General features: G+C 39.2%; 25 protein-coding genes. 13 read left to right on the top strand and 12 right to left on the bottom strand.

The annotated features are described in order from the left end of the window. Positions 1-45 precede the first annotated feature (45 nt). Together R3X26_RS11790 and R3X26_RS11785 are read right to left on the bottom strand one after the other, a co-directional pair. Positions 46-945, bottom strand: a complete 900-nt coding sequence (locus R3X26_RS11790) for a Dyp-type peroxidase (protein WP_317717512.1) — start codon at positions 943-945, stop codon at positions 46-48. Positions 946-1,131: 186 nt separating this feature from the next. After that, positions 1,132-1,590, bottom strand: coding sequence for a DUF2919 domain-containing protein (locus R3X26_RS11785; protein WP_317717511.1), 459 nt, complete (start codon positions 1,588-1,590; stop codon positions 1,132-1,134). A gap of 85 nt (positions 1,591-1,675) precedes the next feature. Between R3X26_RS11785 and R3X26_RS11780 the strand changes: the two genes are divergently transcribed. Beyond that, on the top strand, positions 1,676-2,023 hold the full coding sequence (locus R3X26_RS11780) for a DUF2956 family protein (RefSeq protein WP_317717510.1): 348 nt from the start codon (positions 1,676-1,678) through the stop codon (positions 2,021-2,023). 121 nt (positions 2,024-2,144) lie between these two features. Here the strand turns inward: R3X26_RS11780 and R3X26_RS11775 are convergent, their stop codons facing one another. Then, positions 2,145-2,429 (bottom strand): helix-turn-helix domain-containing protein, encoded by a 285-nt coding sequence (locus tag R3X26_RS11775; protein WP_317717519.1) that lies wholly within the window; start codon positions 2,427-2,429, stop codon positions 2,145-2,147. A gap of 241 nt (positions 2,430-2,670) precedes the next feature. Between R3X26_RS11775 and R3X26_RS11770 the strand changes: the two genes are divergently transcribed. The 4 genes from R3X26_RS11770 to R3X26_RS11755 are packed head-to-tail and all read left to right on the top strand — an operon-like array spanning position 2,671 to position 5,049. After that, the gene (locus tag R3X26_RS11770; RefSeq protein WP_317717518.1) at positions 2,671-3,018 is read left to right on the top strand and encodes an ArsC family reductase; all 348 of its coding nucleotides are present in this window, start codon (positions 2,671-2,673) and stop codon (positions 3,016-3,018) included. A gap of 15 nt (positions 3,019-3,033) precedes the next feature. Continuing rightward, positions 3,034-4,170, top strand: coding sequence for a succinyl-diaminopimelate desuccinylase (gene dapE / locus R3X26_RS11765; RefSeq protein ID WP_317717509.1), 1,137 nt, complete (start codon positions 3,034-3,036; stop codon positions 4,168-4,170). A 5-nt stretch (positions 4,171-4,175) separates the two neighbouring features. After that, positions 4,176-4,865, top strand: coding sequence for a M15 family metallopeptidase (locus tag R3X26_RS11760; protein WP_317717508.1), 690 nt, complete (start codon positions 4,176-4,178; stop codon positions 4,863-4,865). Continuing rightward, the gene (locus tag R3X26_RS11755) at positions 4,858-5,049 is read left to right on the top strand and encodes a DUF2897 family protein (protein ID WP_317717507.1); all 192 of its coding nucleotides are present in this window, start codon (positions 4,858-4,860) and stop codon (positions 5,047-5,049) included. The genes R3X26_RS11760 and R3X26_RS11755 overlap by 8 nt, the downstream gene beginning before the upstream one ends. Before the next feature lie 31 nt (positions 5,050-5,080). On the opposite strand, the gene bamC is transcribed toward R3X26_RS11755, so the two are convergent. Next, positions 5,081-6,103, bottom strand: coding sequence for an outer membrane protein assembly factor BamC (bamC, locus tag R3X26_RS11750; RefSeq protein WP_317717506.1), 1,023 nt, complete (start codon positions 6,101-6,103; stop codon positions 5,081-5,083). A gap of 57 nt (positions 6,104-6,160) precedes the next feature. Next, positions 6,161-7,039 carry a 4-hydroxy-tetrahydrodipicolinate synthase gene (gene dapA / locus R3X26_RS11745; RefSeq protein ID WP_317717505.1) on the bottom strand — a complete coding sequence of 293 codons (879 nt, stop codon included), beginning with the start codon at positions 7,037-7,039 and terminating at the stop codon, positions 6,161-6,163. Between the two features lie 206 nt (positions 7,040-7,245). On the opposite strand from dapA, the gene R3X26_RS11740 reads away from it, so the two are divergent. Continuing rightward, positions 7,246-7,788, top strand: coding sequence for a glycine cleavage system protein R (locus R3X26_RS11740; RefSeq protein WP_317717504.1), 543 nt, complete (start codon positions 7,246-7,248; stop codon positions 7,786-7,788). Between the two features lie 12 nt (positions 7,789-7,800). Then, positions 7,801-8,268, top strand: a complete 468-nt coding sequence (gene bcp, locus R3X26_RS11735) for a thioredoxin-dependent thiol peroxidase (protein WP_317717503.1) — start codon at positions 7,801-7,803, stop codon at positions 8,266-8,268. A gap of 87 nt (positions 8,269-8,355) precedes the next feature. Here bcp and R3X26_RS11730 read toward each other — a convergent pair whose 3' ends face one another. Next, positions 8,356-9,432, bottom strand: coding sequence for an AI-2E family transporter (locus R3X26_RS11730; protein ID WP_317717502.1), 1,077 nt, complete (start codon positions 9,430-9,432; stop codon positions 8,356-8,358). Further along, a complete protein-coding gene (locus R3X26_RS11725) occupies positions 9,432-9,662 on the bottom strand; it encodes a sulfurtransferase TusA family protein (protein ID WP_317717501.1) in 231 nt (76 codons plus the stop codon). Before R3X26_RS11725 ends, R3X26_RS11730 begins: the two co-directional genes overlap by 1 nt. 228 nt (positions 9,663-9,890) lie before the next feature. Here R3X26_RS11725 and R3X26_RS11720 point away from each other — a divergent pair, with 228 nt between their 5' ends. The 3 genes from R3X26_RS11720 to R3X26_RS11710 are packed head-to-tail and all read left to right on the top strand — an operon-like array spanning position 9,891 to position 12,174. Then, on the top strand, positions 9,891-11,339 hold the full coding sequence (locus R3X26_RS11720; protein ID WP_317717500.1) for a M48 family metallopeptidase: 1,449 nt from the start codon (positions 9,891-9,893) through the stop codon (positions 11,337-11,339). A gap of 24 nt (positions 11,340-11,363) precedes the next feature. Continuing rightward, positions 11,364-11,714 (top strand): arsenate reductase (glutaredoxin), encoded by a 351-nt coding sequence (gene arsC, locus R3X26_RS11715; protein WP_317717499.1) that lies wholly within the window; start codon positions 11,364-11,366, stop codon positions 11,712-11,714. A 10-nt stretch (positions 11,715-11,724) separates the two neighbouring features. Then, a complete protein-coding gene (locus tag R3X26_RS11710) occupies positions 11,725-12,174 on the top strand; it encodes a DUF2069 domain-containing protein (RefSeq protein ID WP_317717498.1) in 450 nt (149 codons plus the stop codon). Between the two features lie 76 nt (positions 12,175-12,250). Here R3X26_RS11710 and R3X26_RS11705 read toward each other — a convergent pair whose 3' ends face one another. Continuing rightward, positions 12,251-13,492, bottom strand: a complete 1,242-nt coding sequence (locus R3X26_RS11705) for a DUF2066 domain-containing protein (RefSeq protein WP_317717497.1) — start codon at positions 13,490-13,492, stop codon at positions 12,251-12,253. A gap of 256 nt (positions 13,493-13,748) precedes the next feature. Here R3X26_RS11705 and R3X26_RS11700 point away from each other — a divergent pair, with 256 nt between their 5' ends. Continuing rightward, on the top strand, positions 13,749-14,993 hold the full coding sequence (locus R3X26_RS11700) for a uracil-xanthine permease family protein (protein ID WP_317717496.1): 1,245 nt from the start codon (positions 13,749-13,751) through the stop codon (positions 14,991-14,993). Positions 14,994-15,194: 201 nt separating this feature from the next. Here the strand turns inward: R3X26_RS11700 and trpB are convergent, their stop codons facing one another. After that, the gene (trpB, locus tag R3X26_RS11695; RefSeq protein ID WP_317717495.1) at positions 15,195-16,415 is read right to left on the bottom strand and encodes a tryptophan synthase subunit beta; all 1,221 of its coding nucleotides are present in this window, start codon (positions 16,413-16,415) and stop codon (positions 15,195-15,197) included. A gap of 178 nt (positions 16,416-16,593) precedes the next feature. Continuing rightward, on the bottom strand, positions 16,594-17,220 hold the full coding sequence (gene upp / locus R3X26_RS11690) for a uracil phosphoribosyltransferase (protein WP_317717494.1): 627 nt from the start codon (positions 17,218-17,220) through the stop codon (positions 16,594-16,596). 169 nt (positions 17,221-17,389) lie between these two features. Here upp and purM point away from each other — a divergent pair, with 169 nt between their 5' ends. After that, the gene (gene purM / locus R3X26_RS11685; RefSeq protein ID WP_317717493.1) at positions 17,390-18,430 is read left to right on the top strand and encodes a phosphoribosylformylglycinamidine cyclo-ligase; all 1,041 of its coding nucleotides are present in this window, start codon (positions 17,390-17,392) and stop codon (positions 18,428-18,430) included. A 17-nt stretch (positions 18,431-18,447) separates the two neighbouring features. Next, entirely contained in the window at positions 18,448-19,086 is a 639-nt protein-coding gene (gene purN, locus R3X26_RS11680) for a phosphoribosylglycinamide formyltransferase (RefSeq protein WP_317717517.1), read from the top strand. A gap of 42 nt (positions 19,087-19,128) precedes the next feature. Here the strand turns inward: purN and R3X26_RS11675 are convergent, their stop codons facing one another. Together R3X26_RS11675 and lpcA are read right to left on the bottom strand one after the other, a co-directional pair. Beyond that, positions 19,129-19,947: a class II glutamine amidotransferase gene (locus tag R3X26_RS11675; protein WP_317717492.1), complete on the bottom strand. Its 819-nt coding sequence runs from the start codon at positions 19,945-19,947 to the stop codon at positions 19,129-19,131. A 113-nt stretch (positions 19,948-20,060) separates the two neighbouring features. Next, entirely contained in the window at positions 20,061-20,639 is a 579-nt protein-coding gene (gene lpcA, locus R3X26_RS11670; RefSeq protein WP_317717491.1) for a D-sedoheptulose 7-phosphate isomerase, read from the bottom strand. Between the last annotated feature and the right edge of the window lie 123 nt (positions 20,640-20,762).

Raw genomic sequence — 20,762 nt, 5'->3', positions numbered from 1 at the left:
GAGCAACATGCTCTCTTGATTCTATTCTGTCTATTTACCTGTTTATTAAACGTCTAATACTTGAAGCATTTCGTTCGATGGTGCAAAAAAATAGGCGCCTGTAACGGCTTTAGTAAAACGTAACATCTGGTCAGTTTTGCCATCCGTTACTCCATACATGCTGTCTAACATGACTTTAATATTGTGTAATTGATTACAATAACTAATAAAAAATAGCCCGTGCTCTCCTGTCACAGAACCATAAGGCAAACTTTGCCGAACGATTTTAAGCCCTTTACCTTGTTCTTTTATATCAACGCGCCCAACATGAGATGCAGCTGGTACGTCGTCAAGCTCTATAGAATCTGGTTTGGTACGACCAATAATTTTTTCTTGAGCTGAAACAGATAACCGATTCCATGCAGGCAAATTATGCACAAATCTTTGTGCCATAACATAGCTACCACCAGCAAAATCACCATCCGGAATTATGGCTACTTTCTCTCGTTCTGAGCCTTGTGGGTTTTCTGTTCCATCAATGAAATCAGTCATATCACGAGCGTCTAAGTAACGATAGCCGTATGTTTCATCAACAACAGCAACATAATCTTGTATTTCTGACATCAATTTTCTAAATAGATAAAAATGGAGATCGTGACGATTAGAGTGAAAATGCATCAGAACATCCACGTCGGTTGCTGGAGCAGTAATATCACCCTCTCCTAGTTGAGAAAAATCAATCAATTGTTCAGGCATAGGCTGGTTACTCTGCGCCCAAAATTTGCGGCTAAAAGCCATAGAACAGGTTAACGCTGCTCCAGATTGACTTTGATTTACTTCATCTACCAATCTAGGTAGTGCTTTGAGCTGAGCAATGACTTCTTTTGCCTGTGAATTTATTTTTAATTGGACATAAAGTGCAAATGGTCCAGTAACTGGAACAATAGCCGATTGATATGACGCCATAGCGTTGTCTCCGCATACATATTGTAAAATTCTATTTCCCAACGACGGGAAGTGCATATAACTAGCGACATCCAACTGAGGGGATTACATACCACGCAAGTTCAAACTTGCCTTCAAAACTTATCTTGTAACACACTCACATCCATGATGTAAAAACCAACAATCATTAAATAAGTTTTTCATAATTTATGTCAATAATGGAGAACGAAAACAATCACGAACTCGCCGACTTTTTACGACATAAATCAACAACCATAATAAACTGACTAAAGTGATGGCATTAGGCCAGTTAAACTGAATATCATCTAAATAAATTTGGTAGCTGACTAAAATTAACTGAATACACACAGTAAAAATAGTGCAGCTTTTGCCGTGCGTTAACAAGCGGCAAATCAGTTTTCGTTCTGTTTTTCGCAAACCAAGTAACCACATAAATGTAATGGCAGGAAAACCTGCCACTAAGCCGATATATAAAGTTGAATGCACTGGATATATAATTTCCAACAATGTCGCCCCTACATTTCGACTGGCACCCGCCACAACAAAAACAATCCATGCCTTGGCTAAAAGTAACCAACCTAGCCACAACCATATTGGAGCTTTTAGAAATCCATCGCTATTATATTCTTCTATTGTGTAACGCACTGATCACATTATTCATCAAGTTATTTATCTAGGAACATATATCATATAATCTAGCTCGGTTACTCATTTTTCTGTAAGATTTTTTATGAAACCAACAAAACAAACAATTTCTGCCGAATCTCAAGCTGAAGCAATGAAAATCGCTAAAGCAACCCAAAGACAAGGCCAAAGCAAAGAACATACTAAGCTCATTGCACAAGGCATTGAAAAAGGTATTTCGCTGTATAAGAAACAACAAAAAGAAAAAAAACGTCAAGCGGATAAAACCAGAAAGAAAAGCCAAAAGGTAAAACAACAACAGGCAAGTAACTTAACTGAAAACGCCTCAGACCACGCTGAAACAAACATTTCAAATAACCATACACAAAAATTACCTTGGCTGTTGCTGTTGCTAAGTTGGTTAGGATTTTTAGCCTATTTATTATTGCCGTGAATGTTATTTCTGCCAGAAGATATGATTTTGACAACAAAAAGTGCGACGTTCCGAGCGGCACTTTTTGTTGGTTTGATTAGATAGGCTTAACGCTGTTAATTAAATTAACCGGCTAAACCTATTAACGCTCAAGCAACGCAGAAGCAATTTCTCTCCGTCGCTCTAATACCCATTGACTATCGAACGGCCCCCAATCTGAAAGCTGATAGTAACCATCGTTATGTCTTCTACCATCCTGAACAAAAATAAGCTCAATACCAATACCTGGTAATGCTTTTAATACATCTTGAATGGTTCTGCGTGGCCAGCCCGTTTTTTCAATTAATTTAGGTACGTTTGGCCTTTCTAAATTTTCTACTAAAAGAGCTAAATATAACCTTCTCGCAAAAACAGGACTCAAATCCATTGCTCTCTCCAATACAGCGTAGAGTCGATGACTCATCATTTCAGGAATTAAATTCACAGTGCCTTGTATTATTTCTTTTTTGCCGTGATTGTTTTTGCGTTCGATCAATAAGAACACATTATTCATGAGGATTAAGATAATTTATGTAATAGATGGTAATTTAATCGTTAAGCTGAGTTACTTTGTCTGTAGGCCATGTTCCTGATAGGATTCAAGATAGAGTTCAAACATAAGGAAAATAATAATGATTACCATGTACGGTATTCCAAACTGCGACACAATAAAAAAAGCAAAGAAGTGGCTGCAAGAGGCTGATATCAATTTTGATTTTCATGATTATCGCAAACAAGGCATTGACTCTGAACTAGTCGAATTATTTTGCCAAACTCTGGGTTGGGAGCAAGTGCTGAACAAGAGGGGCACCACTTATCGCCAATTATCTGCCGAGCAAAAAGAGGCATTAGATGAACAATCGGCTGTCACTCTTTTGGTTGAGTATCCAGCGATGATCAAGCGCCCTATTTTAAAAGTAAATGACCAATTTTATATTGGTTTTAAAGCACCAATGTACACAGATATATTCAAATAAAAGGATTTTTTTAAAATGAGCAACAGCCCAGTACTAGCATTAGCAAAAGATTTAATTAGTCGTCAATCGGTCACTCCGGAAGACGCAGGTTGCCAAGTTGTAATGATAGAACGACTTAAAGCGCTAGGGTTTGAAATCGAAATAATGGTATTTGACGATACCACCAATTTTTGGGCTAGACGTGGTACTCAAGCGCCTCTCTTTGCCTTTGCTGGGCATACCGATGTTGTACCATCTGGTCCAGTTGATCAGTGGCATACTCCTCCATTTGAACCAACAATTATTGATGGACATTTGCATGGACGTGGAGCCGCTGATATGAAGGGTTCATTAGCCTGTATGGTTGTTGCAGTAGAACGATTCATAGCAGAAAATCCAAATCATACCGGTTCTATTGGCTTTCTTATCACGTCTGATGAAGAAGGGCCGTTTATCAACGGCACCGTTAAAGTCGTTGAAGCATTGATGGCGCGCGGTGAAAATATTGACATGTGTATTGTTGGTGAACCTTCTAGTACTCATTTCACTGGTGATATCATTAAAAATGGCCGTCGGGGCTCTATCACTGGCGATATAAAGATCAAAGGGGTACAAGGTCATGTTGCTTACCCGCATTTAGCCAACAACCCTATTCATCAAGCTCTGCCCGCTCTCGCTGAACTGGTTAACACAAAATGGGACGACGGTAATGAGTACTTTCCGCCAACCAGTTTCCAAATTCCAAATATTCAATCTGGTACTGGAGCATCGAATGTGATTCCGGGTGAGTTTAACGTTCAGTTTAATATGCGCTTTAGCACCGAATTAAATAACCAAGAGATAATGCGTCGAGTTCATTCCACATTAGATTCCTTTGGTCTAGATTATGAATTAGATTGGACCTTTAATGGCGACCCTTTCTTAACTGATCGTGGTGCACTTCTCGATGCGGTAGTAGAAGCCGTTGAAGAGGTAAACCATACCAAACCGCAATTGTTAACCACTGGAGGAACCTCCGACGGACGCTTTATTGCTCGAATGGATTGCCAGGTAATAGAACTTGGTCCTATAAACGCCACTATTCATAAAGTTAATGAATGTGTCAGTATTTCTGATCTTGAAAAACTTACCGACATGTATGAAAAAACTCTGCAAAAGTTATTAGGTAAATAGAACCGATGAATCAGCAGCAATTAATAGGATTAACGGAATCTCATTTGACCTTAGCTCAGACAAAATTCCAAACAGTAAAAATCAACACTCTTATTCAAGAGGATTTACTTCATCTTGTTGATGCTGCTGATAAAGCCGGATTTCAACTTGAAGTAGCAAGTGGTTTTCGTAATTTTGAACGGCAGAAGAAAATTTGGAACAATAAGTTTTCAGGTAAAACAGCAATTTTAGATTCGGCAAGCCAAACGCTAGATCACTCTTTGCTAACGGATAAGGAACGTTTGTTTGCTATTTTACGTTGGTCCGCTTTACCCGGAACAAGTCGACACCACTGGGGAACGGACCTCGATATCTATGCAAAAAACTTACTACCTAAAAATCATCGCCTACAATTAGAGCCATGGGAGTATTTAACTGGACATCAAGCTCCTTTTTACCATTGGCTTAAACGAAATTTAACCCAGTTCGGTTTTTTCTTTCCTTATGAGATGGATCTAGGGGGGATAGCTCCTGAGCCTTGGCATATTAGTCACGTTAAAATCAGTGAACCCTATCTGGAAAAATTATCGAAATCAGTAATCATAGAAACGCTAGAACAACAGGATGTCTTGGGTTTTTCAGTGATTAATGAAAATTTTAAGCACATATATACCCACTACGTAACGAACATCTGCCGGAGCAGGTCATATGATTGAATTTCTTTTAAACCCTTGGGTCATCAGTATCATTATTGTAAGTGTAGTTATAGGTAATATTGCCGCATTAAAATATACCGCCAATATGAAATTTGGTCAGAATAAAGAAAAAAGCGATTTAGATAAATTGAACGAGTTAGACAAACAACGGCAAACACCGAATAAAAAAAAGGACACTGAATAGCGTCCTCTTTTCTACAATCAAGTAATAAAAGTTATTCTTGATTCTCTATCACTGCGGTCAAGACTGGAACGATGGATTGTAAAACTTCTTCAGTTACTGGTTTACCTGAGCTATCAGTAATATTCACCGAAGTACGGTTGCCGAGATCCCCAAGAACAAAAGTATAACTTTTACTTTCCAGTTGTAATGGTTTGGTACCTATTGAAGTCCAAAACTCATCGTCTGGTGAAGAATATGTTGCCTTTATTAATCCCTGAGATTGGTTTCTCTCTTCTAAATCAAACCCGACCAAAGGAAGAACTGTCACCGTTCTTTGCCAAAAGATATTATAAGGTGAACGAGCAATAATAACCGGCAGACCACTTCTATCTTTACCCATGCTAATCGGTATTTTCTTAACTAATTCAAGCGCTTTAAGTTCGGCTTCTGCTCGTAAGTTTTGATCATAGGTAGAAGTAATTACGTTGGTCATAAATGTGTTGTATCGTTCTTTGTTAGTGATACTAACCTCTTTCTCTACACCATTTTCTTTCCAATCAATCAACGTCGCTTTAAAACCATGTCGATTATTAGCAGCAAATCTTTCGAATAAATAACGTGCTTCTATCAGGCTTTCTTCATCTTCAGACTGCCAAGATATCCAATCGGTTTCTATGTGCTTATCGCTATCATCGATTAATTGAATGTTTCTATCATCGATCAATTGACGCAAGGTATTCCATACTTTATCTAGCTCTGCTTCTTGAAGTAACCAAAGTGTGACCACGCCATCTTTAACTTCAGATCGAGCACCAGGTATCAATTCCAAAACTTGTTGCGGTGGTCTTATATCTACCTCAGGACCAATCGGTCCTTTATAATCCGCAGACGGAATATCATAGTTCGGATAGAACTCTCCAATCGCATCTTCTTGGACCTTCCATGATTCAAAGGCAACCGTATCTAGGTATTCAAAATCATCTTTAGCTTGGCGTCGTTGTTCAGGACTGCTCGCGCATGCACTTAAAACAAGAACAGCCAGTGAACCAATCACTAGCTGATGAGAAAACTTCATCTGTACTCCTAATAAAATTCGAGATGACCATAGAGTTATCTCGAATTTAATATCGACTTATAATATTCCAGCGTCTTTAAGGGTTTTCAATACAACAGGTTGAGCCTCTTCAGAAAGTACGGTTAACGGTAGACGTAAACTGCCATCACTTATAAGACCCATTTGATGCACTGCCCATTTAACTGGAATTGGACTCGCTTCAATAAACAAATTTTTGTGTAATGCTGCTAAGTTTTTATCAATTTCTGCTGCTTCTTTAAACTTGCCTTGTTGGGTAAGTTTAAATTGTGTAGCCATCTCTTTAGCGGCTACATTATTTGTAACAGAGATAAAACCTTTACCACCTAATCGAATAAATTCTAGGCTAGTTGCATCATCACCACTAAGTAAGACGAAATCTTCGCCACAAAGTTCACGATGAATTGCAACTCTTTTCAAATCACCTGTCGCGTCTTTAATAGCAACGATTTTGTCTAATTTTGATAAACGAGCAACGGTTTCTGGAAGAAGATCAACAGCTGTACGTCCTGGTACATTATAAAGAATAACCGGAACTTCACTTACATCGTTAATCGCTTTGTAATGTTGATACAAGCCTTCTTGCGTCGGTTTATTGTAATAAGGCGTTACGCTAAGAACACCGTCAATACCAGAATCATTTAGCAAACGGCTAAAAGTTACAGCTTCGTGAGTCGCATTAGCACCTGTGCCCGCAATAACCGAAATTCGACCATCAGCACACTCAACGATTTTGTTTACAACCTTAACATGCTCTTCAATAGTCAACGTAGCTGATTCGCCTGTTGTACCTACCGCTACAATACCATCAGTACCCGATTCAACATGGAAATTTACTAATTTCTCTAGGCCATCGTAATCTACTTCACCGTCACTTTTAAATGGTGTAACTAACGCTACTATACTTCCTGAAAACATGTCTCTCTCCCTTTAATTTAACTACCTGCATAGTAATGCATGAAACTGAGAAAACACAAGGGATTATAGTGTGATGCTTTACACTAAATACGCCAATAATTACCCTTTTATCCATTTATTAAACAAAAAGCGTCAAACTGGTTTGTTATTTACCCAAATATCAATTGTGCTAGTATTGATTTATAACTCAAAAAAAAGCGACATTTATGCCTCAACATCTAGTCATTACTGCGGTAGGTACGGATCGACCAGGGATATGCAATCAAATTGTTAGACTGGTCACTCAGTCAGAGTGTAATATTGTAGATAGTCGAATAGCATTATTTGGTAGCGAATTTACCCTATTAATGTTGATATCTGGCGACACGAACACCATTACGCGTGTTGAAACGATGCTTCCAACTCTTGGGCAGGAGCACGGGTTAATTACCATGATGAAGCGCACCTCTCCTCACCAAGCGTTAAATCAAAATTATACGGTTGAGATATACGTAGAATCGGATGATAGAAAAGGGTTAACCGAACAGTTTACTCAGTTTTTTGCCGAAAAAAATATAGAACTATCCTCGCTAAGTGCAAAAACTATAGATAAAAACAAACTGAACAGAGACAATAATTTGTTTCAAATTACTATTACAGCAACAGTAAACGCAGAGTATAACTTGATGCAGTTACAAGAAGACTTTAACCAGCTTTGTACTCAATTATCGGTGCAAGGTTCTCTCAATTTCATAAAAAACAGTCTATAAAGGAAACCCGAAATGGAAACATTAACGGCTGGAACACCAGCACCTGATGTGACTTTACTCGACCAAAGCGGTAACGAAGTGACTATTTCCGATTTCAAAGGAAAGAAAGTGCTTTTCTATTTTTATCCAAAAGCAATGACTCCCGGTTGTACGGTACAAGCACAAGGCCTTAGAGACATAAAAAAACAACTTGATGACCTAAATGTGGTGGTTCTTGGTGTCAGTATTGATCCAGTAAAACGTCTAGGTAAATTTATCGAAAGAGATGAATTAAATTTCACGCTACTTTCAGATGAAGACCATTCAGCAGCAGATAAATTTGGGGTATGGGGAGAGAAGAAGTTCATGGGCAAAGTTTATGATGGCCTTCATCGAATCTCATTTTTGATTAATGAAGATGGCATCATTGAGCATGTATTTAATAAGTTTAAGACCAAAACACACCATGAAGTTGTATTGGAATATTTAACTGAAAAATAAACTTATTCAGGCTACTACTTGAAACTATCCAATAAAAGCTCCCCCGAACCATTAAGATTCGGGGGAGCTTTTTATTCTGGAGCTTATTTAATCTGTGATAGTTAACGCTTCTGATGTTTCTTGGTTTTTAATCGCATTCCATACCGCTTTTACTAGTGTGGCAAGTGGAATGGCAAAAAAGACCCCCCAAAAGCCCCATAACCCGCCAAATACTAATACAGCACATATTATGGCGACAGGGTGAAGATTAACAGCTTCGGAAAACAGTACGGGAACTAATACATTGCCATCTAAAGTTTGAATAATACCGTACGCAGCAAGTAACCAATAAAACTCTGGAGTCAATCCCCATTGGAACAAACCAACAATAGCCACAGGCACCGTAACAGCGGCCGCACCAATATAAGGAATCAGTACAGATAACCCAACAGCGACAGCAAGCAAAGCGGAATAACGAAGGTCTAGTAGCGCAAAAGTAATATAGCTCGATGACCCTACGATTAAGATTTCAACCACTTTACCGCGAATATAATTGGCGATCTGTAGATTCATCTCTTTCCACACTTTTGTTGCTAAACGGCGGTTTTGAGGAAGAAGACCGCTAAATATTGCTAACATTTCTTCTTTGTCTTTTAATAAAAAGAAAATCAATAGCGGAACTAAGATCATGTAAACAGCTAAAGCTGCTAAATTTATCAACGAAGCAAGCGAGCCTTTAACCACCGTTTCACCCAAACCTAAAACCTGAGTTTTGGTATTTTCTAAGACTGACTCAACGATTTGTAGATTCGCCAGTTCTGGGTATTGCTCTGGAATCGTCTTCAAAAATTCCTGAAAACCATTATACATGGTTGGTATATCGTTAATTAAATTACCGACCTGTTTCCAAATGGTTGGCACCAATCCAAATACGGCGAGAATCATTATCCCTACAAATATAATCAATACCAATACAACCGACACAACTCTAGGCGCGCCCAAACGCACCATATGAACCACAGGCCATTCCAACAAATAGGCAAGCACGATAGCGACTAATAAAGGCGCTAACAAGTGTCCAAAAAAATAAATGGTTATAAATCCAACGAGGAGAATAGCAACTAAACTCGCGGCATGAGGATCTGAAAAACGTCGCTTATACCAGCGACTGATCATATCAAACATTAAAATGAGCTCTCTAATTTATGAATAACTAACTCGTAATGGTGCTTTTTTTGCTCAACTTGCACCGAAAAATTCTGCTTATGTAAATACCGTACAATATCATCCTTAGAGCTAACGTCTCTAATTTGAACAATTAATTGACTATTGTCTAGGTTACGACTTGCTCTTTTAACTGTTAAAAGTGCCATAGGGCAACCTTCTTCACGTAAATCCAGAATATAAGGTTTCATTATATTGTTCGATGTTTATTATAAAGAGGATATTGTAATGGGTTTTGCTATCAAGAGCTTGTTTTATCATCTTACTCTTGATGACCAAAAAAATAAACTTAGTAAAACTCGAGCATTATGTAACTATTTTTGTTAAAACAGAAAGATAGAGTTTGCTGAAACAAACAGAAACAAATCCGTTATTTTGCGGTCTTAACTGGAAATAAACTCGGAGTTTATACAACAACAATGCTGAAAAGAACACGCTCTGTTATCGCTTTAATCCTATCCGCTTATATGGTCATGCCTGTAAGTGCAGCCAATAACGACCTTCCCGATATTGGCACGGCTGCCGCTGGCACGTTAACCATAGATCAAGAGCTAATTTATGGTGATGCTTACATGAGAATGCTTCGAGCCAGTAAACCGATTGTGAACGACCCAGTTATCAACGAATACATTACCAATCTCGGCCACAAGCTCGTTGCCAATTCAGATGATGTAAAAACGCCTTTTAAATTCTTCATGATCAGAGATCGGGATATTAACGCTTTTGCCTTTTTTGGTGGCTACGTGGCATTGCATTCCGGTTTGTTTCTACATGCCAGTACCGAAAGCGAACTCGCCTCGGTCGTTGCCCATGAGATTGCTCATGTTACCCAACGTCACTTAGCCAGAAGTATGGAAGAACAAGCTAGGCGCTCACCTGCAACAATAGCGGCACTTGCAGGATCGTTATTGTTAGCTATAGCGGCACCAGAAGCAGGTATTGCTGCATTTACCGCGGCAACTGCCGGTAATATACAAAGTCAAATAAACTATACTCGTAGCAATGAAAAAGAAGCGGATCGATTTGGTATCAGCACACTAGCCAAAGCTGGCTTTGACGTAAATGCGATGCCGACCTTTTTTAGCCGATTAGCAGATCAATACCGCTATGCAAGTACCCCCCCTGCCATGTTGCTAACTCACCCATTACCGCAAGATCGAATTACCGACTCTAGGGCTAGAGCTCAAAACTATTCCCCTATAAAATTAGGCCCGTCTATCGAGTACCATTTAGCAAAAGCCAGAATTATAGCGAGACATGTCAGCATCGAATCTGACGCAGCTTTAGACTGGTTTGAAAGAAGATTAAAGAAAAATAACCCAACATTAAAACCCACGTATGAATATGGGAAAGCGCTCGTTTATCTAGATAGCAAAAAACTAGATGAAGCGGAATCTATCTTAACATCGTTACTCAAACAAGATGCTTTGAATGACTTTTATCTTGATGCGTTGACGGATTTATATATTTATCAAAATAAATCAAAAAAAGCTGTGCAGATGCTTGAAAACGCTTTAAATAAAAAACCCAATAATCCTGTATTACTGATTAACTACGCTAACGCATTGATTGAGAGTAGTGACTACTCCCAAGCAGTCAGCCTATTGCAACGATACACCCACGATAACCCTACCGATACGGTTGGTTGGCAACTACTTGCAAGCGCCTACGGGCAACAAGGAAAAACAGACCAAAATCTTGCGGCTCTTGGTGAAGTTTTTGCCCTAAAGGCGAATTGGAATAAAGCAATACAAAACTTTACTCAAGCGGGTCAAATAGCTGAATTAGGTAGCTTAAATCAAGCTCGATATGATGCTAGAATCGATCAACTGTTAGTTCAGCGTGATAGGTTTCTATCACTACAATAATTCTAATAAGCAAGGAGAAGATTCATGACCGTCTTGATTTACCATAATCCAAGGTGTTCTAAAAGCAGACAAACCCTACAACTTCTGCAAGATAATGGGATTGAACCTGAAGTCATCGCGTATTTAACCGATGTGCCGTCTGTTGATACTTTGAAAACACTTTATACGCAACTCGGTTGTACTAAAGTACGTGATATGATGAGAACAAAAGAAACCGTCTATAAAGAGTTAAATCTTTCTGATCAAAGTTTATCTGACGACCAATTATTTCAAGCTATGTCTGAAAACCCAAAACTGATTGAACGACCTATTGTTGTCGCCAATGGACAAGCTAGACACGGCCGACCACCTGAACAAGTATTAGACATAATTTAGAGAGTTGGCAATGGCAAAAGAACAAACTCTACCGAATACTCAGCGCTATCGATATATTGCCCTTACAGGGTACCTGTCACTGTTGAGTTGGGTTGCTTTATGGCAAATATTTGTTTCGCCTCATCCCCATATAAATTCGGCAACTCTGGCAATTGCTTGGTGTATTCCATTATTACTACCACTAAGAGGGATTCTGTCAGGAAAAGCTTATACCCATGCTTGGGCAAACTTTATTTTAATGCTGTATTTTTTACATTCATTAACGATTTTGTATGTCGACCAAGGTGAAAGATGGCTTGCGGCAATTGAGTTACTATTAACCTGTGTGGCTTTTATTGGTAACGTCATGTACGCAAGAAATCGAGGTAGGGAATTAGGGCTAAAATTGCCTAGACTTTCTGAAGTTGAAAAACAAGAGAAAGCTAAATTTAACCATTCAAGCAACCATATTAAAAAGTAACCCCAAACAACAAAGCCACCGATAAAGGTGGCTTCGATTGGTCACTATAACAACCATATGATTCAGTAGAGAATGGTTAATTGATCCATTCAAAGGTCAGCACACTGGCCTTTTCTATTACTGGCAACTCAGCTTTCGCTTCGTCAATTTGATTATTATTGTTCGCTGAATCTGGTCGCTCCGAATTAGCATCGGGCTCAGATAACTGAGCAGGACTATTTTCATCATTAATATTGGTATGCATATTACTTACTGGTATTTCCGAGCTTTCACCCATTTCAGGTGAAGTAACCGGTTGCTCTACTTGACTTGGAAATGCTAACTTACCAATATTAGGAATTTGGCCAACTTCGGTTGAGAAATCTTCTTCTGAACTAAGCAAGTGAATGGTAAACATCACTTCATCACCAACAATTTTTTCCACATCAACACCAGCAACCGAATTTAGGCTCTTCAATGTTTTTTCTAGGCTAAAAAAACGCGTTGCTGAGCTAATGCCTATAAAATTGGCTAATACGGTATTTTTTGACTTACCGCTGAATTTAATTGCGCTTTTTTGCGCATAATACTGACTAATTTCATCAATAATATCTCGTAAAGCATCATTCGCATTGCCACTAGCCGTCCCTACTATCGGTTGACGTTTTGAATCGACAATAAATTGTGCTTTCTCGTCATATAATGTCCAACGGATATACTCTCCATTGGAAGCTTGTTGTATTTTTATCACCAATACTGCGTCAGAAGTATAGCGTTGGCTTGCCGTACTAATTGATGAAGTAAATCCTCCCCATAAATCAGAAGCAGTAATATTGCTGACATCTTCAATGTCTCCTACAGGGACAACAATAGGTAAGCCTAACGAACTGGAAAACGATTTTATATTACTTAACGACTCATCTTCATCGTGCTCCCAAAGAATCTGACGACCATATTCCCCATCTCTAACCACCCAAACTAATAAATTAGCGCGAGAACTTGACCAATATGACAAATCAGCTTGATTTAGAAGTAATTGAATTTGCTCTGGGTTAAAACCGACTTGGAGTGTTTTCTGCCCATTTATCTCTCCATGACCTAATTGAGATAAATAAGAACTGGTTCTATTCAATGCCTTTTTAATTACAGGGTTAGTAATGGCGTTACTATTACCTGACGCTTTAATTACGACGTGCTTCATCGCTTCTGTTTTCGCCATACTTTCGGCATCGGCTTGATTACTGTCCAGAACAACTTCGTAGTTAAATACATCTATATTGACTGAAGCTTGAACGGGCAAAACAAATAATCCAATGAACAAAACAACTAAATAGTGCATGCTAACCCTAACTAAAATGAGGAATGAATAAATAAAACGTTTTAAGTGTTTCTAGTATAACGAGAAAAAGACACTCTACCAAATTAAGCCCAAATAGCTTTATTCGGGATCATACTTAGTCCCACTGTAATATAGTTTATCGCTTGTTTAAAAACAGATTAATTATATACATTTTTTGATCTAAACCCCGAGGCAAACGTTTGCATTAATGATAGAATCCTGCGAATTTAATTTTAACCAACTATGGATAGGAATCATGACTAACGTACTTCAGGGAGCACAAATGCTTTTCGTTGCATTTGGTGCGCTTGTACTCGTTCCTCTATTAACCGGGCTCGACCCCAATGTAGCACTGTTCGGTGCTGGTATAGGAACGCTTATTTTTCAAGTGGTAACAAAACGCTCGGTTCCAATTTTCTTAGCTTCCTCTTTTGCTTTTATCGCTCCTATTATGTATGGCGTACAAACATGGGGTATTGCTGGAACAATGAGTGGTCTTATGGCTGCAGGGCTTATGTATGTTGTACTTGGTGGAGTAATCAAGGCAAAAGGCGTCGAGATTGTTCATAAGCTTTTACCTCCTGTCGTTGTTGGCCCTGTTATTATGGTTATTGGCTTAGGATTAGCACCGGTTGCCGTAAACATGGCATTAGGTAGGGCTGGCGATGGTACTCAGTTGGTTGATGCAACAGCATCGCTATGGATTTCAAGTCTATCGCTTATCTCCGTTATTATCATTAGCGTTTTTGCTAAAGGTTTCATGAAATTGTTGCCGATTTTCGGTGGCATCTTTGTTGGTTATGCCGCTAGCCTGATGTTTGGCGTAGTGGACTTTACGCCTGTTAGCCAAGCGGCTTGGCTTTCCATTCCTAACTTTGTCGCGCCTGAATTTAACATCAACGCTATATTATTTATGATTCCAGTCGCGATTGCCCCGGCAGTGGAGCATGTCGGTGACATGCTGGCAATATCTAATGTAACGGGTAAAGACTATCTTAAAAAGCCAGGATTGCATCGCACCATTACTGGTGACGGACTGGCAACCATGGCTGCCTCTATGCTGGGTGCACCACCAAATACTACATATAGTGAGGTGACAGGTGCGGTTATGTTAACTAAAGCATACAATCCAGTAATAATGACTTGGGCTGCGGTTACCGCTATCGTTCTTGCATTAGTTGGAAAACTTGGCGCCGTGTTACAAACTATCCCAATGCCAGTAATGGGCGGCATTATGATCCTTCTGTTTGGTTCAATTGCAACCGTTGGTCTTAACACATTAATTAAAAACAACGTTGATCTACATAAATCACGTAACCTTGCCATTGTTGCTGTTACGCTTGTTTTTGGTATTGGTGGCATGGCATTCGGTATTGGAGAATTTAGCCTTCAAGGTGTGAGCCTATGTGGTATTGTTGCGATTATACTCAACCTAGTACTGCCTCACGATTTAGGTGACAACCATGTGGTAGATAATGCACAAATAGAGGATGATGCTTAATTCTATAGCGTCAACGTCTAACGCATAAAATCAAATCTTATTCATCAAATTAGTTTTTTAGGTTTCAAACAGGTTATTACACTTCACGGCATTACTAAAGAGGGAGACTTTTAAAGTCTCCCTCTATTTATTTGCAATGATTGACGGTTCAATATCCTGTTATTGAAACCATATTCACCTACTTATCACTTCCGTACATTATCAAGCCGAGGTAATTCCATACTGCTGTCCATAGTTTTCAACTACGAAATCTATATCTTTGTCTCCTCGGCCGGATAGGTTAATTAGTACACTACCTTTTAGCCCTTGCTCAACTAATTTAAAAACATAAGCAACTGCATGAGAGGATTCAATAGCAGGAATAATGCCTTCTAAACGGGACAGTTCAAAAAAAGCATCAATGGCTTCTTTATCACCTATCGAACCATATTGTACTCGACCAATATCTTTTAAGTAGCTATGTTGAGGACCGACTGACGGATAATCTAATCCACTCGCAACTGAATACACTTCTTGCGGTTCGCCTTGAGCATCTTTGAGCATGTAAGATTTAAAACCATGCATCACACCAGGCTCACCCAAGGTTAGCGTTGCGGCATGCTCGCCCTCAATGTCTAACCCTTTACCTGATGGTTCCACACCATGCATAGAAACCTTTTCATCATCTAAAAAAGCAGTAAATAAGCCCATCGCATTGGAACCACCGCCCACACAAGCAACAAGATGATCAGGTTGTTTACCGGTCATTTCTTCAAACTGAACTTTGGCTTCATTACCAACAATCGATTGGAAATCACGTACCATCATAGGAAATGGATGCGGACCAACCACAGAACCAATAGCATAAAGTTGGCTAATTGGATCGCTGAGGTAGGCTTCGAATGCTGCATCTACAGCTTCTTTTAACGTTTTTCTCCCATGAGAAACAGGTATAACCTTCGCCCCTAATATATGCATTCTCACCACATTAGGGTGTTCTTTAGCAATATCAACTTCCCCCATGTAAATATCGCACTCTAAGCCCACTAATGCTGCAGCGGTAGCCAATGCAACGCCATGTTGACCAGCCCCTGTTTCTGCAATGATTTTTTTCTTACCCATCTTTTTGGCTAGTAACGCTTCTCCTAGACAGTGATTTATTTTATGAGCACCAGTATGGTTTAAGTCTTCTCTTTTTAAATAAATATCAACCCCATATTTTTCCGATAAATTTTGAGCATGAAAAATAGGACTTGGTCGTCCAACGAAATGCTTATAAAGCCTAGCTAGTTCAGCTTGAAATTGTGGGTCTTGTCGACAAGTTTGGTAAGCATCATTAATTTCTTTCATAATAACGTCTAACTGTGGTGGGATAAAACTTCCACCATATTCACCAAAATATCCATCTTGATTAGGCAACTTATGCTCAAAACTATTTTTCATTATTATCATCCTTTACTGTCGTTGTATTATTGCAATTAACCATGCTACACCAAAGCAAACCTGGCATTAAGCATGTAAGTCACATCATGGTATTGTTATCGCAAACTAGTACATAAAAGGCAAAAAAAAAGGTTATTGCAAACGCAATAACCCTTGTTAATCTTCTTAAATAGAAGGTTTATTTGGTTCCGAAAATTTTGTCGCCAGCATCACCAAGCCCCGGTACGATGTAACCTTTATCATTCAGTTTTTCATCGATTGCAGCGGTATACAGTTCAACATCTGGATGCGCTTTTTCTAAAGCAGCAATGCCTTCTGGAGCCGAAACTAAAACTAACACTTTGATATATTTGCAGCCCTTATCTTTTAGCAAATCGATAGTGGCTATCATTGAACCACCAGTAGCCAGCATAGGATCAACGACTAACGCAATACGCTCGTCAATATGTGAAGCCAACTTGTTGAAGTAAGGAATAGGTTCTAACGTTTCTTCATCACGATAAATACCGACCACACTAATTCGAGCACTTGGAACATGTTCTAGTACGCCATCCATCATCCCTAATCCTGCTCTCAGAATTGGTACAACGGTGACTTTTTTACCTTTAATTTGATCCACTTCTACCGGACCATCCCAACCTTCGATGGTCACTTTTTCTGTCTCGAAATCTGCAGTCGCTTCGTAGGTTAACAGGCTACCAACTTCAGTAGCTAACTCACGAAAACGCTTGGTGCTGATATCCCCTTCACGTAATAAACCAACTTTGTGTTTAACTAAAGGGTGTTTTACTTCAACAACTTTCATTTCCATCTCCGACAATATTTTAAATAAACCTTCTAATTATACATGTTTTTTGTCTTTTCCCCGAGATAATATAAGCAAAAATTTCTCACGCAAACGTTTTCCTTATTGGCTTAACTCAGTTAGAATAACGCCGATTTTCACATCCAAACTATCATGACGAGGACTTCCCGTGAGTGGCAATAAGACTTCTCTTAGCTATAAAGACGCTGGTGTAGATATTGATGCAGGTAATGCTCTAGTAGATCGAATTAAAGGGGTCGTTAAACGCACCCGTCGCCCAGAGGTTATGGGTGGTATTGGTGGCTTCGGTGCCCTTTGCGAACTACCAACTAAATATAAACAGCCTTTACTTGTTTCAGGCACAGATGGCGTAGGTACTAAACTTCGTCTCGCTTTGGATATGAATAAGCATGACACTATAGGGATAGACCTTGTAGCAATGTGCGTTAATGACTTAATTGTTCAAGGTGCTGAACCGTTATTTTTCTTAGATTACTACGCGACTGGTAAACTCGATATTGATACGGCAGCAAATGTCGTTTCCGGTATTGGTGAAGGTTGTATCCAAGCTGGCTGTGCATTAATCGGTGGTGAAACCGCTGAAATGCCAGGTATGTATGAAGGCGAAGATTACGATGTGGCGGGTTTCTGTGTTGGTGTGGTAGAAAAAGCTGATGTCATCGATGGCACAAAGGTTGCGGCTGGTGATGCACTTATCGCGGTAGGATCAAGTGGTCCTCATTCAAACGGGTATTCTTTAATTCGTAAGATAATTGAAGTATCAAACGCCGACTTAACCGAGCAACTAAACGGTAAAACTATCGGTGAGCAACTATTAGAGCCAACCAAAATTTACATTAAATCCGCTCTCAAGATGATTGCAGAACACGACATTCATGCAATTTCTCATATTACTGGTGGTGGATTCTGGGAAAATATTCCTCGCGTTTTACCTCAAGGCACTAAAGCCGTTATTGATGGTAACAGCTGGCAATGGCCTGCCGTTTTCAATTGGTTACAAGAAAAAGGCAATGTTGATACCTTCGAAATGTACAGAACATTCAACTGTGGCGTTGGTCTAGTGATTGCTTTACCTAAAGAGCAAGCTGCATCAGCCGTTGAACTGCTGAAATCTGAAGGCGAAAATGCTTGGGTAATAGGCGAAATAGCTAACGCAGCCGAAAACGAAGAGCAGGTCGAAATTAACTAAGGAATAGCTCAAACATGATGAAAAGGATCGTAATACTCCTTTCCGGAAATGGCAGTAATATGCAAGCAATATCTGATGCTTGTGGTTCACAGATACCCAATGCGGAAGTGGTCGCTGTTTTTTCTAATAAGGCTAATGTATACGGGCTTGAAAGAGCCAAAGTTGCAGGTATAGACGCTCATTTTGTCGATCCTAGTATGTTTGACTCTAGGCAATTATTTGACGCAGAACTTATGCGTCAAATAGACACCTACCAGCCTGATCTTATTGTTCTGGCTGGTTACATGCGCATACTAAGCAGTGAATTTGTAAATCATTACCTCGGTAGGATGCTTAATATACACCCATCTTTATTACCTAAATACCCAGGGCTAAACACTCATCAACGTGCGATTGACGCAGGTGATAGCCAACACGGCACCAGCGTGCATTTTGTTACCGAAGAGTTAGATGGTGGACCGGTAATTTTGCAAGCAAAAGTGCCAGTGTTTGAAGATGACAGCGCAGAAACCCTGAGTCAAAGAGTACAAAAACAAGAATATGATATCTACCCACTCACTATACGGTGGTTTATCGAATCACGACTAAAAATGATCGATAACCAAGCGGTTCTTGATGACTGTGTTCTTGGTCATTCAGGCTACGCAGCCGAGTAATCAGTACATCTAAGGCCTGGTTATCTGGTTATAGTAATCTCATTAATCTTGTTTTGGTGGTGCGAAAGCAACATCCTTTAACGACTCTGAGTTACTACTGACTACTTCGCCAAAATAGAATAGATTAAACTCACCAGGTTTCATTCTAATCCAAGCTTCATTATCGGTCAGAGGTTGAGTAGCAACAACCGAAACCACATCATTTGGTGTGGTTTCTTCTTGAAAATTAATTGTTATGTCTTCATCGATTAGGCTAGCCTTACCAAATGGGGCACGACGTGTCAGCCAGTAAAGGTGATTGGTGCAATAAGTCATCACATAATCGCCATCACTTAAAATCATATTAAAAACACCTAGATGCTTTAATTCATCACAACATTCTGCAATAAAGCTGAACATTGTTTGCATATTTTCTGGCGGCTGTGGGTATTTAGATTCTAATTTATTCAGCAACCAACAAAATGCCAATTCACTATCGGTTTTTCCTACTGGCCTAATTCGACCAGTATCGAGTGATTCATAATTAGACAACTGACCATTATGAGCAAAGGTCCAATAGCGTCCCCATAACTCTCGTGTAAAAGGATGTGTATTTTCTAAATTAACACCACCACGATTTGCTTGCCTAATGTGGCTGATAACAGCCAGACTTTTAATCGGATACTGCTGAACCAGTTCTGCTATTTTAGAGTTATAACTAGGATTTGGGTCTTTAAAGGTTCTAAAACCCTTTCCTTCATAAAAGGTAATGCCCCAGCCATCACTATGAGGGCCAGTTTTGCCACCTCGTTGCATTAATCCAGAAAAACTAAAACAGATATCTGTTGGCACATTGGCGCTCATTCCGAGCAATTCACACATTTTTCTGACCTTTATTAGTACTTTTATTTAACTGACTATAATTCACAATTTTCTTGCCAATAATTCGATACCGCTATAACGAAAAATAAGACAGTATGAGTAAAAAGTTAACGTTAACCTTCCATCTCTTTTTCAATTAATTGGATAACAATATGGATAATCTTAATATGAATTTCTTGTATTCGGTCTGCATAACCAAAGTGAGGAACTCTTATTTCTATATCTGCACAACCTGCCATTTTACCGCCATCTTTACCTGTTAAAGCAATAGTCTTCATTCCTTTTGCTTTAGCTGCATCAATTGCGCGCAAAATATTACTTGAATTACCTGAAGTTGAAAGCCCCCACAATACATCGCCTTTTGAGCCGACTGCTTCAACGTAACGAGAAAAAACGTAGTCATAACCGAAATCGTTACTAACGCAAGAGATATGACTTGGATCCGAAATAGCAATGCCTGCATAACCAGGACGATTTTCACGATAACGTCCAGTTAACTCTTCGGCAAAATGCATAGCATCGCAATGAGATCCTCCATTACCACAAGAAAGTACTTTCCCCCCTTGCTTAAAAGAGTCTGCTATCATTTTTGCGGCTGCTTCGATCTGTTGAATATTATGATCATCGCTTAAAAACTTATTAAGTACGTCTGCAGCTTCCGTTAATTCAGAGCGAATAAGATTTTGATACATAATGACTCTCACTAGTTTTTTGGGGGGAAATAAAAATATGGCTAGAGTTTACCTAGAATATAATTCGGCTGTCGAGTAAATAAATAAAAGATTCCTATTTAGGATAAAAAGAGAAGAGCCTTT

The sequence above is a fragment of the Vibrio sp. TH_r3 genome, assembly GCF_033101115.1.
Classification (GTDB): domain Bacteria; phylum Pseudomonadota; class Gammaproteobacteria; order Enterobacterales; family Vibrionaceae; genus Vibrio.
The sequence above is the reverse complement of the archived record's forward strand: the minus strand, read 5'-3'. Positions and strand labels throughout refer to the sequence as shown.

Bases quoted from the DNA above. Each gene is read 5' to 3' on its own strand.
- arsC (WP_317717499.1), top strand. From the start codon at position 11,364: ATGACCGTCTTGATTTACCATAATCCAAGGTGTTCTAAAAGCAGACAA.
- upp (WP_317717494.1), bottom strand. From the start codon at position 17,220: ATGAAAGTTGTTGAAGTAAAACACCCTTTAGTTAAACACAAAGTTGGT.
- R3X26_RS11755 (WP_317717507.1), top strand. From the start codon at position 4,858: ATGATTGAATTTCTTTTAAACCCTTGGGTCATCAGTATCATTATTGTA.
- R3X26_RS11725 (WP_317717501.1), bottom strand. From the start codon at position 9,662: ATGAAACCTTATATTCTGGATTTACGTGAAGAAGGTTGCCCTATGGCA.
- R3X26_RS11760 (WP_317717508.1), top strand. From the start codon at position 4,176: ATGAATCAGCAGCAATTAATAGGATTAACGGAATCTCATTTGACCTTA.
- R3X26_RS11675 (WP_317717492.1), bottom strand. From the start codon at position 19,947: ATGTGTGAATTGCTCGGAATGAGCGCCAATGTGCCAACAGATATCTGT.
- R3X26_RS11705 (WP_317717497.1), bottom strand. From the start codon at position 13,492: ATGCACTATTTAGTTGTTTTGTTCATTGGATTATTTGTTTTGCCCGTT.
- R3X26_RS11790 (WP_317717512.1), bottom strand. From the start codon at position 945: ATGGCGTCATATCAATCGGCTATTGTTCCAGTTACTGGACCATTTGCA.
- dapE (WP_317717509.1), top strand. From the start codon at position 3,034: ATGAGCAACAGCCCAGTACTAGCATTAGCAAAAGATTTAATTAGTCGT.
- dapA (WP_317717505.1), bottom strand. From the start codon at position 7,039: ATGTTTTCAGGAAGTATAGTAGCGTTAGTTACACCATTTAAAAGTGAC.
- R3X26_RS11700 (WP_317717496.1), top strand. From the start codon at position 13,749: ATGACTAACGTACTTCAGGGAGCACAAATGCTTTTCGTTGCATTTGGT.
- trpB (WP_317717495.1), bottom strand. From the start codon at position 16,415: ATGAAAAATAGTTTTGAGCATAAGTTGCCTAATCAAGATGGATATTTT.
- R3X26_RS11780 (WP_317717510.1), top strand. From the start codon at position 1,676: ATGAAACCAACAAAACAAACAATTTCTGCCGAATCTCAAGCTGAAGCA.
- bcp (WP_317717503.1), top strand. From the start codon at position 7,801: ATGGAAACATTAACGGCTGGAACACCAGCACCTGATGTGACTTTACTC.
- R3X26_RS11720 (WP_317717500.1), top strand. From the start codon at position 9,891: ATGCTGAAAAGAACACGCTCTGTTATCGCTTTAATCCTATCCGCTTAT.
- R3X26_RS11775 (WP_317717519.1), bottom strand. From the start codon at position 2,429: ATGGATTTGAGTCCTGTTTTTGCGAGAAGGTTATATTTAGCTCTTTTA.
- purN (WP_317717517.1), top strand. From the start codon at position 18,448: ATGAAAAGGATCGTAATACTCCTTTCCGGAAATGGCAGTAATATGCAA.
- lpcA (WP_317717491.1), bottom strand. From the start codon at position 20,639: ATGTATCAAAATCTTATTCGCTCTGAATTAACGGAAGCTGCAGACGTA.
- bamC (WP_317717506.1), bottom strand. From the start codon at position 6,103: ATGAAGTTTTCTCATCAGCTAGTGATTGGTTCACTGGCTGTTCTTGTT.
- R3X26_RS11710 (WP_317717498.1), top strand. From the start codon at position 11,725: ATGGCAAAAGAACAAACTCTACCGAATACTCAGCGCTATCGATATATT.
- R3X26_RS11740 (WP_317717504.1), top strand. From the start codon at position 7,246: ATGCCTCAACATCTAGTCATTACTGCGGTAGGTACGGATCGACCAGGG.
- R3X26_RS11730 (WP_317717502.1), bottom strand. From the start codon at position 9,432: ATGTTTGATATGATCAGTCGCTGGTATAAGCGACGTTTTTCAGATCCT.